The organism is Streptomyces sp. NPDC052036 (assembly GCF_040680495.1).
GTDB lineage: Bacteria > Actinomycetota > Actinomycetes > Streptomycetales > Streptomycetaceae > Streptomyces.
Genome location: NZ_JBFAWW010000074.1, coordinates 1 through 15,653, shown reverse-complemented (window position 1 = coordinate 15,653; position 15,653 = coordinate 1). Strand labels below are relative to the sequence as shown.

Annotated in this window: 15 protein-coding genes and 4 pseudogenes; 3 read left to right on the top strand and 16 right to left on the bottom strand. The window is 69.1% G+C overall.

What is annotated here, in order from left to right; all coding sequences use genetic code 11:
• Window positions 1–338: pseudogene (locus AB0L95_RS40860) on the top strand (hypothetical protein); the annotation flags it as partial.
• A 207-nt stretch (window positions 339–545) separates the two neighbouring features.
• Window positions 546–1,136: a helix-turn-helix domain-containing protein gene (locus tag AB0L95_RS40855; protein WP_365171576.1), complete on the top strand. Its 591-nt coding sequence runs from the start codon at window positions 546–548 to the stop codon at window positions 1,134–1,136.
• Between the two features lie 186 nt (window positions 1,137–1,322).
• Here AB0L95_RS40855 and AB0L95_RS40850 read toward each other — a convergent pair whose 3' ends face one another.
• The 14 genes and pseudogenes from AB0L95_RS40850 to AB0L95_RS40785 form a co-directional block, all read right to left on the bottom strand.
• Window positions 1,323–1,520 (bottom strand): ferredoxin, encoded by a 198-nt coding sequence (locus tag AB0L95_RS40850; RefSeq protein WP_365171574.1) that lies wholly within the window; start codon window positions 1,518–1,520, stop codon window positions 1,323–1,325.
• 31 nt (window positions 1,521–1,551) lie between these two features.
• Window positions 1,552–2,760, bottom strand: coding sequence for a cytochrome P450 (locus AB0L95_RS40845; protein WP_365171572.1), 1,209 nt, complete (start codon window positions 2,758–2,760; stop codon window positions 1,552–1,554).
• A 597-nt stretch (window positions 2,761–3,357) separates the two neighbouring features.
• On the bottom strand, window positions 3,358–3,498 hold the full coding sequence (locus tag AB0L95_RS40840; protein ID WP_365171570.1) for a hypothetical protein: 141 nt from the start codon (window positions 3,496–3,498) through the stop codon (window positions 3,358–3,360).
• 118 nt (window positions 3,499–3,616) lie between these two features.
• A complete protein-coding gene (locus AB0L95_RS40835; RefSeq protein ID WP_365171568.1) occupies window positions 3,617–4,495 on the bottom strand; it encodes an IS3 family transposase in 879 nt (292 codons plus the stop codon).
• Window positions 4,496–4,619: 124 nt separating this feature from the next.
• Window positions 4,620–4,853, bottom strand: a pseudogene (locus AB0L95_RS40830) (transposase); the annotation flags it as partial.
• Window positions 4,854–4,874: 21 nt separating this feature from the next.
• Window positions 4,875–5,222, bottom strand: coding sequence for a DJ-1/PfpI family protein (locus AB0L95_RS40825; protein WP_365171566.1), 348 nt, complete (start codon window positions 5,220–5,222; stop codon window positions 4,875–4,877).
• A 255-nt stretch (window positions 5,223–5,477) separates the two neighbouring features.
• Window positions 5,478–6,302 (bottom strand): ABC transporter ATP-binding protein, encoded by an 825-nt coding sequence (locus tag AB0L95_RS40820; RefSeq protein WP_365171564.1) that lies wholly within the window; start codon window positions 6,300–6,302, stop codon window positions 5,478–5,480.
• 4 nt (window positions 6,303–6,306) lie between these two features.
• Window positions 6,307–7,272, bottom strand: a complete 966-nt coding sequence (locus tag AB0L95_RS40815; protein WP_365171580.1) for an iron ABC transporter permease — start codon at window positions 7,270–7,272, stop codon at window positions 6,307–6,309.
• A gap of 56 nt (window positions 7,273–7,328) precedes the next feature.
• A complete protein-coding gene (locus AB0L95_RS40810) occupies window positions 7,329–8,369 on the bottom strand; it encodes an ABC transporter substrate-binding protein (RefSeq protein ID WP_365171562.1) in 1,041 nt (346 codons plus the stop codon).
• Between the two features lie 261 nt (window positions 8,370–8,630).
• On the bottom strand, window positions 8,631–9,236 hold the full coding sequence (locus AB0L95_RS40805; protein ID WP_365171560.1) for a sigma-70 family RNA polymerase sigma factor: 606 nt from the start codon (window positions 9,234–9,236) through the stop codon (window positions 8,631–8,633).
• A 214-nt stretch (window positions 9,237–9,450) separates the two neighbouring features.
• Window positions 9,451–10,125 (bottom strand): copper chaperone PCu(A)C, encoded by a 675-nt coding sequence (locus tag AB0L95_RS40800; protein WP_365171558.1) that lies wholly within the window; start codon window positions 10,123–10,125, stop codon window positions 9,451–9,453.
• Window positions 10,088–12,368, bottom strand: a pseudogene (locus tag AB0L95_RS40795) (heavy metal translocating P-type ATPase). Before AB0L95_RS40795 ends, AB0L95_RS40800 begins: the two are co-directional and overlap by 38 nt.
• A 56-nt stretch (window positions 12,369–12,424) precedes the next feature.
• Window positions 12,425–12,682: a hypothetical protein gene (locus tag AB0L95_RS40790; protein ID WP_365171556.1), complete on the bottom strand. Its 258-nt coding sequence runs from the start codon at window positions 12,680–12,682 to the stop codon at window positions 12,425–12,427.
• A gap of 179 nt (window positions 12,683–12,861) precedes the next feature.
• Window positions 12,862–13,059 carry a hypothetical protein gene (locus AB0L95_RS40785; RefSeq protein ID WP_365171554.1) on the bottom strand — a complete coding sequence of 66 codons (198 nt, stop codon included), beginning with the start codon at window positions 13,057–13,059 and terminating at the stop codon, window positions 12,862–12,864.
• A gap of 326 nt (window positions 13,060–13,385) precedes the next feature.
• Here AB0L95_RS40785 and AB0L95_RS40780 point away from each other — a divergent pair, with 326 nt between their 5' ends.
• Window positions 13,386–13,601: a heavy-metal-associated domain-containing protein gene (locus tag AB0L95_RS40780; RefSeq protein ID WP_365171578.1), complete on the top strand. Its 216-nt coding sequence runs from the start codon at window positions 13,386–13,388 to the stop codon at window positions 13,599–13,601.
• A 312-nt stretch (window positions 13,602–13,913) separates the two neighbouring features.
• Here AB0L95_RS40780 and ltrA read toward each other — a convergent pair.
• A pseudogene (ltrA, locus tag AB0L95_RS40775) lies at window positions 13,914–15,005 on the bottom strand (group II intron reverse transcriptase/maturase); the annotation flags it as partial.
• 163 nt (window positions 15,006–15,168) lie between these two features.
• A complete protein-coding gene (locus AB0L95_RS40770) occupies window positions 15,169–15,498 on the bottom strand; it encodes a hypothetical protein (RefSeq protein WP_365171552.1) in 330 nt (109 codons plus the stop codon).
• Window positions 15,499–15,653: the final 155 nt, after the last annotated feature.

The following is a 15,653-nucleotide window of genomic DNA, read 5'->3' as shown; positions in this document are numbered from 1 at the left end:
CCGGCCTGGACGAAGGACAGGTGACCTGCTGGAACTCCTGGATGCGCTGGTCACTGTTCTCCCTTGCCGCATCCGCCGTCCGCGCCCTGACCGCTGCTGCCGCGACCACGGCGGGCCCTGCCCGACCGGCCCGTCTCGTCCCGTTGACCTGCCTCGAACTCGTCCGACTCCTCCGGGCGTTCGTCCTCACACCACCAGTCCGGGACGCGGAACACATCCTGCACTGGATGGCCTGGAGCCGCCACCATCGAGCCATCACACAAGCCTGCCACCAGCGCCGACACGCTCTCCAGGACCAGCCAGGCCTGAACTACAGCTGCCGTGTGAGTGAGGCATGAACGATTCCTCGGGCTCTTGATGGAAGGGGAATAACGCGGTCTCGACACGCGCAGGGCGGGTCGTCGGGCGCTTCGGCGGCGGGCATGGCGCTTTGCGACACAGCCAATAGTCGACTATCAATTCAGTGTGGGAGGGGTGTCAACTCGAACTGATCGCTGACTATCACTTGATAGGGTGGGTGTGTGCCGAGAGATGCCCCCCGACCGTTGCGCGCCGACGCTGCGCGCAATTCCGCGAAGATCGTCCAGGCCGCCCGCGAGGTATACGCGGAGCGGGGCCCGGATGCCCCTCTGGAGGAGATCGCCGGACGGGCTGGCGTGGGGATCGCGACGCTCTTTCGCCGCTTCCCCGACAAGGGGGTTCTTCTGCGTGCGGTCCTGGACCAGACGTTCGTGGAGCAGATGATGCCTGCACTCGGCTTGGCTCTGCGGGACGAGGATCCGCGCCACGGTCTGGCCGTGGTATTGGAGACCGCCCTGGCCTCCGCGGTCCGCGACTACAACGTGCTGACCGCTGCCCGGAACGCGGGAGTGCTGACAGCCGAGATCGGCGACCGGTTCTTCGACGCGCTGGACCCGCTTGTCCGGCAAGGCCAACGCGCGGGGGTGATCCGCGAAGATCTAGTGCTTGAGGACGTGCGCCGGATCATGGTCATGCTCGTCAGCGTGTTGTGGACCATGGAGCCCGGCGAGGGCGGGTGGCAGCGTTATGTGACGCTGCTGTTGGACGGGCTTTCACCGGCTGCCGCCAGCGCACTACCCAATCCCGCTCCCGCGATCGTGCGTCCACAGAACTGAAAGGGGCCCGGCGCAGGTGCTCCTGCGCCGGGCTGTTCCATGGGCGCCGGCATTGATACCCCCCGGTTCATGGATTGGGCCTGCCACCGTGGGGAAAGTGCTCTGGCCTATAGGTGACAAGCACCGGTTCGGCCGGTGCCCGGCTGACGCCGGCGACGGGCACCGGCTACCTGAGCCACATGCCTTCTATATGTCGTCGCGCGTGATGATGGCCATGCCAGGACACATCGCCGCGGCCTGCCGGGCCGGGCCCTGAGCCGAGGGCGGAGGTGCGGGTGCAAGGACGAGGACCTTTCCGGCGTCGTCCTGATCGAAGACCGCGGGAGCGGTCATGGCACACTGCCCAGACGCTACGCATTTGGATTGATCGACTTCTACCTGCATGGTGTCTACTCCTGGTTTTTCGGGGTGGCGATCACCACAGCACAGGGACGGCGGTGAGTCCCCCGGCCAGCCGTTCGGAATGATCGCGCAACGCGCTGGGGTCAACCGCGAGCTGCAAGTGCGGGAAGCGGCGGAAGAGGGCGGTGAAGGCGATCCGCATCTCGGTGCGGGCCAGAGCGTTGCCGATGCAGTAGTGGATTCCGTGCCCGAAAGCCAGGTGAGCGTTGGGTGTGCGCGCCGCATCGAAGGCGTCTGGCTCGGTGAAGGCCTCCTCGTCGCGGTTTGCGGAATGGATCGCTACGAGCACGGCGTCACCTCGGGCGATGACGGTCCCGTCGATCTCGACGTCCTCGCGGGCGTATCGCATGAGGCCGAGTCCCCCCGGGGCGGCCATGCGCAGGATCTCCTCGACAGTTGACTGGACCAGGCCCTCGGGGTCGGCGGCGAAGCGGTCGCGCCGGGCCGGGTCACTCAGGAGGAACACGGTGCCGAAGTCGATACGTGTGGAGGTCGTTTCATGGCCGGCGAAGAGGAGCCCAGCAGCCAGCAGGGTCATGTCGTACTCAGTGAAAGTGGGGTCCTCGGCCTGGACTGCCAGGATGTCGGAGATGACGTCCTCGCCCGGGGTCTTCCGCTTGCTCTGGGCCAGGCGGCCCACGTACGCCTGGAACTCAGCCATGGCGTCCTCTCCGTCGGTACCTCCGTGGAGGGCGCCGATCCGCACGGACCAGTCGCGCAGCAGTTCGCGGTCATCGTGTGGCACGCCAAGAAGTTCACAGATGACCTGCACCGGGAGGGGGAACGACAGATGCTCACGTAGATTGACCGGTGAGTGCGGGGCGTGGGCGCGTTCCATGTCGTCCAGACAGCGCTGGGTCAGTTCCTCGATGCGCGGGCCAAGCCGACGCATGCGCGGAGCACTGAACGCAGGGGCGAGCATCCGGCGCATGCGGGTGTGCTCGCGCGCTTCGTCGTCGAACGTGCTGACCGGACCGGACTGGATCGCGGCACCGGAGATCTTGGATGCCTTCTCCGGTGCGGGGTGCGACTTGCCGAACCGCGGGTCTCCCAGGACGGCGCGAGCCTCCTCGTATGTCGTCACAAGCCAGGCAGGGTCGCCAGCTGGTGTCGTCACCTGGGCCACCGGCCCCTGTTTGCGCAGTCGCGCGAACAGGGGAGCGAGGTCCAGAGCGTTGGGGCGGGCGAAGGGCAGCTGTGGTACAGAGGCGGGGATGGTCATGTTTTCTCCTCGCTGACGTGTCCCGGAAGCCGGCCGTGTAGAGCGGGAGCCCGCCACACACGGCGAACGGGGGCCCGGCGACGGCAGGCTGGTGGGGCGTAATGGCTGCCGCCTGCGTACCTGTCCGTCACATGGCCCTGGCAGAGAACACCTCCACTAAGAACTGATATCAAGCTATCTATTGCACGGAGCGTAACAGAATTGATAGCTGATTATCGAATGGCGGTCGAATTTCGGCCGATCTGTGGGATGCCCCGGCCGTTAGCCTCGATCTTGCATGAGGGTCCGTCAGCTTGCTGGCGGGCCAGGGGCGATGCGTTGTCAGGCTGTGAGCCGGAGCATGGGTGTCGCGTGCTGGGGACGTGATCGGTAGTGAAGTTCCCCCTTTCGCCGCCGTCGCCCGCACCGCAGGTGTGTCCAACTGGCTGGTGTATGCATACGGAGTCCGCGAGCACATCGAGAACGCCCGCACCCAGCAGCTCACTCGCCCCGCTCAGGAGAGGCAGACCGGAGGCGCCGCGCGAGCACGGCAAGCCTTCGCAGCGACATGGAGTTGCCCGCGCCGAGATACAGCCCTGCGCGAGGAACGAGAGAAACTCAAAGGCGGCACTCCAGTGCAACCTCGGGCAGCAGCTTGACCAGTTCGCCGCAAAGGACCTCGTAGCGCGGATCGACGAGCTGACCCGCCACAACCAGGAGCTGTCCGCGCAGCTCCGGCAGAAACGGCAGGACAACCACGCGGTGCCCCAGCGCCTGCAAGAAGGCGAAGACGACTTGACCGCAGCTCGCATCAGCCTCCGCCGCATGATTCGTGAGGAGAGCCGTAGTGTCAATCCCCTCGCGCCGTGGAGATCTTTCAAGCGGCCAACTCCACGGTGGGGTCGGCCTGATGGTCTTGTTCGTAGTCGATCGGGCTCCGGTATCCGCACACGCTGTGTAGCCGACTGGTGTTGTAGAAGCCGGTGATCCCGGTGGCGATCTTCAGCCGCGCCTCGGTGCGGGTGGTGAAGGTGCGCCGGTGGACATACTCGACCTTGAGCACGCTGTTGAACGCCTCGCTGACGGCATTGTCGAAACACGAGCCGACACGGCCCATCGACTGGGTCACGCCGAGCCGACGGCAGGCCCGCCTGAAGCGCCGGGACTGGTATTCGCTGCCGCGGTCCGAGTGGAAGATCACGCCCCTGACGTCGCCGCCGCGGGTGCCCGCGGCCATATGCAGGGAGGCGACGACCAGCTCTGCGTCGTGGCGCTCGCCCATCGCGTAGCCGAGCAGGCGGCGTGAGAACAGATCGATCACGGTGGCCAGGTACAGCTTGCCCTCACTGGTGACGATCTCCGTCATGTCCCCGGCCCACACCTGGTCGGGAGCGGTGGCGCTGAAGTCGCGGCGCACGAAGTCCGCAAACGCGCGCCGGTTGCCCGGCCTGGTCAGCCCCCGGCGCCTTCGGACCTTGCGCCCGGCCAGACCGAGTTCGGCCATCAGCTTGGCGACGGTGTTCACCGACACTCTCCAGCCCTGGCGCACGAGCGTGATCCAGACCTTCGGGGAACCATACGTGCCGCCCGACTCATCGAAGATCTGCCGGATCGCGTCGGCCAGCTTCCCGCGCCGCACCTCGCGAGCGGTGACGGGCTGGTTGCGCCACTTGTAGAACCAGGACTCGCTCACACCCAGCGCACGGCAGGTCAGGGTGTGCGGAATGTCCTGCTCGGCCTTGCAGTCGCTGATCACCCCGGCCACCTGGGCCGGTCCGCCGCAGCTGCTTCACCCACAAGGCCATGCAGCGTTTGAAGACATCACGTTCCATCTCCAGCTCGCGTATCCGCTTGTTCTTCTCGCTCATCTCCCGCCGCAGCCGCTCCAGCTCGGCGCGCTCGGTGTCCCGCAGCCGGCCGCCCGGGGCAGCGGGCGCGGGCCGGTCGGAGGAGGCCGAGCCGTTGCGCCGCCACCGCGACACCCAGCTGTGCAGCGTCCCGGAGTGGACACCGAGCTCCTCGGCGACCTCCGGGATCGGCCTGCCCGTCTCGATCACAATGCGTGCAGCACCCTCACGGAACTCAGGCGTGTACGTCAGTTGCTTGGACCCCATGAACCTCAACGTCCCCTGCATTCACGGACTCCACGCTACGAGGGGAGGGTCAGCCTTGGCCAGGTGGTGTGTCGTGCACGGACGGTCCTTGGTCAAGCCCGCCGCGGACAGCGCCAAGACCCCGGTGCAGACACCCGCGACGGTGACTCCTGCCTGCTGGGCCCGTACAAGGTCCCGCAGGACATCTGGATCTTTGATCAGCTGATCGCCGCCGCCCGGCATCAGCACATCGGCGTCGGTGGGCTCCCACACAGCAGGCACCACGATCTTCGTGCCGAAGAAGCAGGTCACCTCGCCAGGAGCCGACGGTCGCACCAGTGTCGTCTCTACCTGACCGCCCGCCGGCAACAGCGTGCCCGAACACGTCACGCGGCCCGATGGCGTCCTGCTCCTCCACTCCGTCGTACATGAGGATCTGAACACGTAACGACATCAGCTGTTTCTCCTTGGTTGAGGCAGCGCTCACGGATGCTGCGGCGCCGCACACGGTCTTGAGTGAACCGGGGGCGGCCGGTGAAGGCCGACGGTGTCACTACATGGCTCGCGCGCCCGGCCCTTGGACCAGTGCGAAGCCCTGGAACCCGCTGCGGGCTCCGGGCCTCACGCAGGCGCACCCACCTCGGATCAGCGGTCGGCCGTCTCGGGGGATCGGCTGTCGTCCTCCAGGGCGTGTCCGTCCGCGAGCGGCTGGGCTGCGTACGTGATCCGGACGACGCCGTCGGCATGCCGTTCGGTGTGCGCGCGGACGCCGAAGACGTCGGCGAGGACCTGCGGGGTGAGTGCCTCAAGGACCGGTCCCGCCGCCACCACGGTTCCCTCGTGCAGGACGACCAGGTGGTCGCAGAGGCGAGCGGCGAGGTCGAGGTCGTGCAGGACGGCGAGGGTGGTGACGCCGGTGACGCGGATGAGGTCGAGGAGCTCGAACCGGGCCCGGATGTCGAGGTGGTTGGTGAGCTCGTCCAGGACCAGGAGTTGCGGATTCTGGGCCAACGAGCGGGCCAGCAGGACACGTTGGCGTTCGCCGCCGGACAGGGAGGCGTAGTCGCGGTCCGCGAAGGGCCGTACTCCGCAGCGGTCGACGGCGTCCGTCACCGCCCGGTGGTCCTCGGCTCCGTCGCGCCCGAGCAGGCCGTGGTGGGGGGCGCGGCCGAGGGCGACGATCTCGGTGACGGTCAGGCCGGTGGTGTTGCCGCCCGCGTCCTGGAGGACGGCGGCGGTACGGCGGGCCGCGGCGCGGGCGGACAGCGCCCAGACGTCGTCCTCACCGACCCTGACGGCGCCGTCCGCCGGGCGGAGCGAGCGGTAGACGGCGCGCAGCAAGGTGGACTTGCCGCTGCCGTTGGGGCCGACGAGGCCGACGACGTCTCCCTTGCGGGCCTGAAGGCTCACGTCGCGGAGGATCGCGGTCCGGTCCAGGGTGATACGGAGCTGGTCGACGGTCAGTTTCATGCGGTCAGTCCATCCCCTTGTTGCGGCGCAACAGCCACAGGAAGAACGGGGCGCCGAGGAGCGCAGTGAGGATGCCCAACGGCAGTTCGTTGGGGCGGTCGAGGGTGCGGGAGAGCAGGTCAACGAGGACCAGGTAGACAGCGCCCAGCAGAGCGGTCAGGGGCAGCAGACGGCGGTGGTCGGCGCCTGCGGTCATCCGCACCAGGTGCGGGATCATCAGGCCGACGAAGCCGATGCTGCCGGCGACGGCGATGACGGTCCCGGTCAGCAGCGCGCTGAGGACGAGGAGGACGGCCCTCAGCCGGTTGACGTCGACGCCGAGGGCGGTGGCGGACTCGTCGCCAGCCAGCAGCACGTTCAGACGCCGGCCGAAGAGGGACAGGAGCGTGGTCGTTGCGAGCACGACCACGGCAACGGTGGGGAGTTGGTCCCACTGGGCTCCGGCGACGCTGCCCAGCATCCAGAACATCACCGTCCGCAACTCGTTCGGCGTCGCCTGGAGTTGCACATAGCTGGTGGCGGAAAGGAAGACGTAGCCGACGGCGACGCCTGCCAGCACCAGCCGGGTCGGGGCCAGCCGTCCTCGACGCTGCCCGAGCGCGAACACGAGCGCCCCGGCGGCGACCGCCCCGAGGAAGGCCGCGGCCGACACCCCGAGCCCGGCGAGCGCCACGCCCCCGCCCAGGGTGATGACGAGGACCGCGCCGAGTGTGGCGCCGTAGGAGAAACCGAGGACGATGGGGTCGGCGAGCGGGTTGGACACCACCGTCTGGAGCACCGCGCCGGACACCGCCAGGCCCGCGCCGACCAGGGCCGCCAGGACCACCCTCGGGGTGCGGAAGTTCCAGACGATCTGGTCGAGCGCGGGGTCGGCCGGCGCCGCCCCCGCGCCGGTGACGTGGTGCAGGACGATCCCCCACACGTCACCGACGGGGACGCTGACGGCACCGATACCGATCGCCACGATCATGGTGGCGACCAGCGCGACCGGCAGGAGCGTGAACGCCAACGGGATCCTGAGTCGGCTCAGAAGGCTTCCGGGTGCAGCAGCTTGGCGATCCTCTCCACGGCCAGGTCGTTGCTGGGGCCGAGGTACATCGAGTCGGACAGCGTCACGTACGTGTTGTTCTTGGCGGCCGGCCACTGGGGGAACTCCTTGAGCAGTTTCTTGGCGTAAGCCGCCGGGTTGGGGTCGTTGTAGCTGATGACGACGACGGCGTCGACGTCGGTGGCGGCCACCTTCTCTTTGCTCAGGTCGGCGAAGGTGGCCTTGGTGGTGTTCGAGAAGGCGTTGGTGCCGCCGGCCTTGGCGAGGATGTCGTTGACGATGCCGTTGGCGAGGACCGAGCTGAAGTCGTTGCTGCCCATGGACATGTTGGAGAAGAGCACCATGACCTTCGGCCGCTTCTCCCCCTTCACCTTGTCCGTGACGGCCGCGATGTTCTTCTCAGAGGCGGCGATCACCTTCTCGGCCCGGTCACTGACGTTGAAGATCTTTCCCATGTCGCGCAGCAGCCGGTAGCTGTCGGCGACGGTCATCTTGGAAGGGTCGTCGTCGCAGCCCTGCGGGGAGACGTAGCTGTTGGCGCCGACCTGCTTCAGCTGGTCGCGGGTGGCGAAGCCGTTCTTCTCGTCGAAGCCGTACGTGGTGACGGACAGGACGAGATCGGGGCGCAGGCCGAGCATCGCCTCGCGCGGGACGTCGTAGGCGTCGTTGACCTTGACGTCCCCGGTGGGCAGCTTTTTGATGGCGGCGGCACGGCCGGGCACCTCGGACATACCGTAGCCCTGCTGGTTGGCGACGACCTTGTCTCCCAGGCCGAGGGCGAGGAGGGTGGAGACCTCGGCGACGGAGGCACCGTTCATGACGACGACCCGGCTGGGAGCCTTCTCGAAGGTCTCCTTCCGGCCGCAGTTGTCCAGCGTCACCGGGTAGCCGGACTTCAAGGCCGCGGCCTGGGTCGAACTGCCGCTCGCCTTGTCGTCGGACGAGGAGGCACCGCATGCCGCCGTGAGCAGGCAGAGGGCTGCGGCCAGGGCGGTGGCGACCGGCCGGTTCATCGACATGCGGGCTCCTTGTATACGGACGTACGGGCTGCCCTCACCGGGCTGAGGGGCTTCTGCGCTCACCGGGTTGAGAGGCTTGTGTTACAGAAGTCGTGGCGAAGTGGCGTTGAGTTCCTGGCAGTAGCCGATTGCTTTTCAGGCGTCGCCGGATGGACCGGACGGCCATACGTGCTCCTCGACCCGGACGTGGACGGCGCCCGGCCGCACCCGGGGCACGGCAGCGGCCGGTGCTCCCCGGTCGGGAAGCACCGGCCCTTCGCGTCAGGGCGCTCGGGTGGCCTGTGCCTCGGCTTCCAGGAGCTGCCGTTCCAGAGCCGCCCGGGCGCGGGAGACCCGGGAGCGGACGGTGCCGACGGGGCAGCCGATGAAGCCGGCCGTCTCCTCGTAGGACAGGCCGACGACTTGGGTGAGGACGAACGTCTCACGGCGTTCTCCGGGCAGCGCGGCCAACAGGTCGAGCAGGGCCACGCCGTCGTCGAAGCCCGGCACGTCGCGCGGCTGGGTGCGTTCGACGGCCGCCTGCCAGTCGGATGTTTCGGCGAGCCGCGGCCGGGCGGCGGCGTGCCGGAAGCTGTCGGCCACCGTACGGCGGGCGATGGACAGCAGCCAGGTGCGGGCCGAGGCGCGGCCCTCGAAGCGGTGCAGGCTGCCGAAGGCCCGCGCGAAGGTGTCCTGGGTCAGGTCGTAAGCGGTCTGGGGATCGCCGCTGAGGTAGGCGACGTAGCACAGCACGTCGTTGTGCGGCGCGCGGACGAAGTGCTCAGCCGCGCGGGGGTCACCGCCGCGGGCGGCCAGGGCCCAGGCGGTCGCCGCCGCGTCCGCCGAGACGCGTTTCGTCCGGGGAACGGGCAGGACGGTAACAGTCACGTGATGTCCTTCTCGGGTCGTCCGGGGCCTGCCCGAAGAAGGGGCGGCGCGCCGGGACTTGGGGTGCGGCCGTACGCGGTGGTTACGGCGATGCCCGGGGCCCGTCAGGACGTGTCGGCTCGCGGCGGCACGCGGACGTGCCGCCGCGAGGGGACGACAGGAAGAAGCCGCGCGCGAACGCGACAGGACGACGGTCGAGACGTGAGGCCCCCAGTCATAGCGCGCCCATCTTCGCACCCGGCGCCTGATCGTCGTCAGGTGGTACGTGCGCACCCCCAGCCCTCGACTCAGCGCCGGAACAGTGACCCACCTCATACCCGACAGGCGGGAACTCGGCGGCCCGGCGGCACGACTGCGGGAACTGGACACTGCCCGGACGCACCACCACAGCGAGGACCTTGCCCCGGCCGCTGCGCCGGAACTCCAGGGTGAAGGGCACGAGATCGCCCGAACTCCACTTCCCGGCCGCCACGGCCACCGTCAGGTCCACCCCCTGCGGTGACATCCCGAGGCTGTCGCCCGCCGGTATCGCGACGGAGTCGATGCCGGTGCGGTAGGCCCCGTTCCCCTCGTTCATGCGGTGCTGGGCGAGCGTGATGCCGCCAGGGGCGTCGGGCGAGGTGACGCGTATCAGGCGGTCGGCCGAGCCGCCCTCGTTGGCGATACGGAAGAACGCCGCCGTCTCCGGAACTCCGGCGGAGGGCAGCAGGACACGTCCGCTGGTGACGCTGACGCGCGCGGGACTGCCCGCCCTGCCGGTGCCGGTCCAGGCGGTGAGGCCCGCCAAAGCCACACTGCACGCGGCGACGGGAACGAGAGCAGCGACAGCACCGTCCTTCAGCCGCCGTTCGCTAAACCGGGCGGTTATTCGGGCCAGGGTCTTCCTCATCGGACATCGTCCTTCCCGGGCCGTGATCCGCGCCCCGGCCGCCGACGGGCGACGACTGCCAGCCGCGCAGCCGCAGGCTGTTGGCCACCACCAGCACCGAACTCGCCGACATCGCGGCGGCGGCGAGCATGGGGTTGAGCAGCCCCACCATGGCGAGCGGCACGGTGACGACGTTGTAGCCGAAGGCCCACACTAGGTTGGCGCGAATCGTGCCGAGGGTGCGTCGGGCCAGCCGTACGGCGTCCACAAGGGCCTCGATGTCGCCGCGCACCAGGGTCAGGTCGGCCACTCCGATGGCCACGTCCGTACCGCTGCCCATGGCGATGCCCAGGTCGGCTCCGGCAAGCGCGGCGGCGTCGTTCACACCGTCGCCGACGACGGCGACCCGGCAGCCCTCCTCCTGCAGCTGCCGGACCAGGTCGGCCTTGTCCTCCGGGGAGCAGCGGGCGTGCACCTCGTCGATCCCGAGCGCCGCCGCCACCGCCCGCGCGGGAGCCTCGCTCTCACCGGTGGCCAGCACCGGGCGGATACCGAGCCGCCGCGGTCGGTCCACGGCCCGGTAGCTGCCCGGCCGTACCAGGTCCCCGACGGCGATCAGCGCCTCGGCCCGCCCGTTCACCCGCACCAGCACAGACGTGTAAGCCTCGTCCTCCACCACGGTCAGCCCCTCGGCCAGCGCAGGCGGCAACTCACCCTCCGGCACGACCACTTCGACCGTACGACCGTCCACCCACCCCGTGACACCCCGCCCCGCCGTCGCGGCGAAGCCGCTCACCTCCGGCAGCGGCTCGCGGTCCGCCGAGCGGCGCGCGTACGCCGTGATCGCCCGCCCGATCGGATGCTCAGCACCCTGCTCCACCGCACCAGCCAGACGAACCAGCTCCTCCTGCCCCAGCCCACCGGGCACCGCGGTCACCCCGGGCGACGGTCATGCGACCGGACGTCAGGGTGCCGGTCTTGTCCAGGACGACGGTGTCCACGTGCTGAAGCGCCTCCAGCGTCTGCGGCCCGCTCACCAGCACACCCAGCTGTGCCCCGCGCCCGGTAGCGGCCATCAGGGCGGTCGGGGTGGCGAGTCCCAGCGCGCACGGGCAGGCCACGACGAGGACGGCCACGCAGGCGGTGAGCGCCGCCTGCGGATCCGCTCCGGCGCCCAGCCAGAACCCGAGGACGGTCACCGCGATCGTCAGCACGACTGGTACGAACACCCCGGCCACCGCGTCGGCCAGCCGCTGCGCCCGCGCCTTCCCGGCCCGCGCCTCCGCCACCAGTCGGGTGATCCGGGCCAGCTGCGTGTCAGCGCCGACCGCCGTCGCCCGTACGAGGAGCAGCCCGCCGACGTTGACGGCACCGCCGACCAGCGCCGAGCCGGGGCTCACCTCCACGGGCTCGCTCTCACCGGTGACCAGGGACAGGTCCACAGCGGAGGAGCCCTCCGTCACCCGCCCGTCGGTGGCGACGCGCTCCCCCGGACGCACAACGAAGACCTGCCCGAGCCTCAACTGCTCTATGGGCACGGACCGCTCGCCCCGCTCGTCGCGGACGGACACCTCCTTGGCCGCCAGGTCCGCCAGCGCCCGCAGGGCCGCCCCGGTCCCCCGCCGTGCCCGCGCCTCCAGGTACCGCCCGGTCAATACGAACAGCGGCACGCTCACCGCGGCTTCGAGATAGACGTGCGCCACGCCATCGGACGCCGACGGCAGCAGACTGAACGGCATCCGCATCCCGGGATCGCCCGCTCCCCCGAGAAACAGCGCGTACGCCGACCAGGAGAAGGACGCCACCACACCCAGCGAGACCAGGGTGTCCATGGTGGTCGTGGAGTGACGCAGCCCTCGCAGCGCGCGCTCGTGGGAGGGCCACGCGCTCCACACCGCCACCGGGGCGGCCAACGCGAAGCACAGCCACTGCCAGTTACGGAACTGAAGAGCGGGCACCATCGACAGCACCAGGACGGGAACGGCGAGCAGCACAGTGACGAGGAGCCGCTCTCGCTCCCGCCAGGCGGCGGCCTCGGACCCGTCCGGGTCAGCGTCCGCCGCCCGCTCGTCCTCCCGGACGGGCGGCGCGGGCAGGGCCGCCTGGTACCCGGCCTGTTCGACCGCGGTGACGAGTTCCTCAGGCGCTACGTCGGCCGGATGGCTGACCCGGGCCATCCCGGTGGCCAGGTTCACGGTGGCCGTGACGCCCTCCAGCTTGGCGAGCTTCTTCTCCACCTGCCGCACACAGGCCGCGCACGTCATCCCGCCGACGGTGAGGTCCGTGACCACGAGGCCGGTCGCCGCTTCACCCGCCGTCACTAACCGCTCCCGTCCGTCATCCCCTGCATGCTCCCGTCCGTCCCGGACTTGTCCTCCATGCCGCCACCGCTTCCCCCGCTTCCACTCCCGGCGCTCCCGTGCATGCCTGGTGCCACCGGACCGGCGGCCGATCCGACGGCGTACGACACCGAGAACACCAGGGCGAGCAGCAACAGGAAGCCGCAGAACGCGGGGGGCGGCAGCAACCTGCGGGCCATCACGCCGACAGGGTGGGACGGTTGTCGGAACTCGGCCATGCTCGACCTTCCTGGTCGTATCGAACCGGCGTACGAAAAACGGCAGTTGAAGCCGTACCGATCCAGTAGTCGGCCGGACGGAACGTCGAGTTCCCGCAATCAAACGTGTCGCACGCCACATCGCGCCCGCGAAGAGGCGAACGGAGTTCTCACACCCACCCAGAAAGACGGCGGCACCATCACCGTGCCGGGCGTCGCGACGCTCTCCGGACACGGCGGTGCCATATCGGATGGCCCGATACGGCCGAGTCCACCAGGAGGTACAGGAAAGCGCCGGCCACCAGCCCCGCGGCGCATCCGACCAGGGCACCGAGCGTGCCGCCGGCGATGGAGCCCAGCCAGCCGTAGCCGCCGACGAGAACCGCGACGGTGGCCACGAGCAGCGGCCACGCTCCTTCGCGGACGCGTGTCCGCCAGCCCCGGACGTCCCTCGGCTCGGGCTCCCAGGGCCACCCGGTGTGCGCTGTGCCACGGTGGTTGCCGTGCCGGCAGTCCGTCACCCGAACCCCCTCGTCCCACATCCGGATCCGGCCCGGCGCCGCGGAGGATTCCTTCCCTCGTGCCCGGCACCGGAATCGGCGTACGCACTCGGGAACTTCTGGCTCCGCCCAACCGACTGTTGTGATGTCGGGGACGGACTGAACACCCGCCCCCGTACATCCGTAAGCCACCCAAAGCCTCATTGGCATCCAGGAGTTGCGCCATGGCACAGAAGCAGTACAACGTCACCGGCATGAGCTGCGAGCACTGCGCGGCGAGCATCAGGGAAGAGGTGTCCGAGGTCGCGGGGGTGAGCGAGGTCGTGGTCGACGTCGCAGCCAAGTTCGTCACCGTGCACGGAACGGACCTCGACGACAGCCGGCTCCGCGCCGCGATCGTCGAGGCCGGATACGGCGTCACCGACACGGTCGCCGCCTGAGCGTCCGAGCGCTGAGTCTCTCAGGTCCTGGATCACGGAAAGCACCCGGAACTCACGGGCGCTTGGACCCGACTTCCGAAGGAGAGCCATCCTGTGGACCTGGCTCCTGAGTAGGGTCGAGGACTGGCGCGGTGGCCCGTGAGGGCTCCGTTTCCAGCCCCGCCCGTCAAACCGTGCATGCGCTTCTCGCGCACACGGCTTACCGACATCGTTCACCGGCTGGCATGCGCTGCCACCCTGCGTACGTTCCCGGACAGGCGGCACACCGAGCCGGTTGAACCACGCGCCGTTGTGGCGCTGGCCCCACCGGCGGCCGGAGAGGCCGCGCTTGCGATTGTCGAAGATCGCGAGCCGCTTGTGCACGTAGCTGTCGATTGTGGAGAACTTCCCGGCCGAGTTGCCCCAGCGGAAGTACGCCACCCAGCCCCGGAGCACGGGGTTGAGGTCGGCGACCACGGCCGCCAGCGGCCGTCCCACCTGCCGGCGGTCGGTGGCCGCGCGGATCTTGTCCCGCAGCACTCCCAACGCCCGCTTGGACGGCCAGCGCTGCAGGGAGTACCTGCCGCGCCGACGCCACGATTCCACCTTGCAGTGGTGGAAGCCGAGGAAATCGAAACCCTGCCCACCCCTGGCGAGGTGGACGATGCCCGTCTTGTCCGGGTGCAGTCGCAGCCCGAGCCCGGCCAGCACCGCACCCGCCAACTCCCGTGCCTGCTCGGCACGTTCCCTGGTCGGACACAAGATCACGAAGTCATCACAGTACCTCACCAATACTCCCAGTCGACTCCCCTCGCCCTGCCACCCTTCATCGAGGACGTGCAGCGCGACGCTCGCCAGCAACGGTGAAATCGGTGAGCCTTGTGGGGTCCCTGCTCCTGGTGAGCCACTCGCCCCATCCTCCAGCACCCCCACTCGAAGCCACGCCCGGATCAGCTTCAGCATCGAACCGTCCACCACGCGCCGGGCCACCTGGGCCACGAGAGCGTCATGCCGGATTGACCCGAAGCAGTCGCGGATATCGGACTCAAGCACCCACTCACGGCCCCGGTTCGCCTCCACGCGTACGCTCTCGCATGCGTCGATCGCGGACCGCTTGGGCCGGAAACCGTAGCTGACCGGCAGGAAGTCGGCTTCAAAGATCGGCTCGAGCACGAGCTTCGCGGCCGTCATCACCAGCCGATCGGCCACGGTGGAGATCGACAGCGGCCGGAACTCGCCCGGCCGCCCCGGCTTGGGGATCATGACCCGACACAGCGGTGACGGGCGATGCGTATGCGCCCGCAGCTGCTGCGAAAGGTCGTGGAGGAACTCTTCCACCCCGGCGGCGGCCGCAGCATCGACGGTCACCCCGTCCACGCCGGGGGCACCCCGGTTCGCACACACACCGGCCCAGGCCCGCCACAAGACGTCCCTGCGAAAGACGTGGCCGTACAGGGCATGGAACCGACGTTCGGGATCTTGCCTGGCACAGCAGTAGAGCGTCCACTGCAAGGCACGGACCTTGTCCAAAGGACGGCCGTCCGGTCGTGCGACGCCCTCCTTCCGGCGGGTGGAACTAGGTCGTGTTTTAGAAGTCGGTGACCTGTCTGGTTGGCCTTCCAGGGAAGTCGCGGGCGGCCATCCAGATGGTGAGGTCGCGGGCGATGTCGTTGATGCTCGTCGCCGTGGTGACCTCGTGCTCGTTGCGGGAGGTGTCGCGGCGGACGATCTCGTAGCCGCCTTCGTCCAGGACGGCCACTGAGGCGAACCAGACGGGGTTGTCCTCGTCGGGCTGGACGACCACGAAGGTGTTGTCGGAGTTGTTGAGGTCGCTGATCGTTATGAACAGCGCGTCCTCTGAGGGGTCGTCGATGCGGTCGCCGTTCTCGCTGTCGGCGCCGTAGTACTGAGCCCCCATCGTTGCCTCTCCCTCGCCCGGTTCACCCTGGTCGCGGTCAGCATGGCACGTGGAGCCGAAAGCTCAGGCCGGTCATAACCATTCGCCGATCGCGGCGATCAGGACGGTGGCTTCGAAGCGGACGGCGAGTTTGTCGAACCGGGTGGCGACCGCCC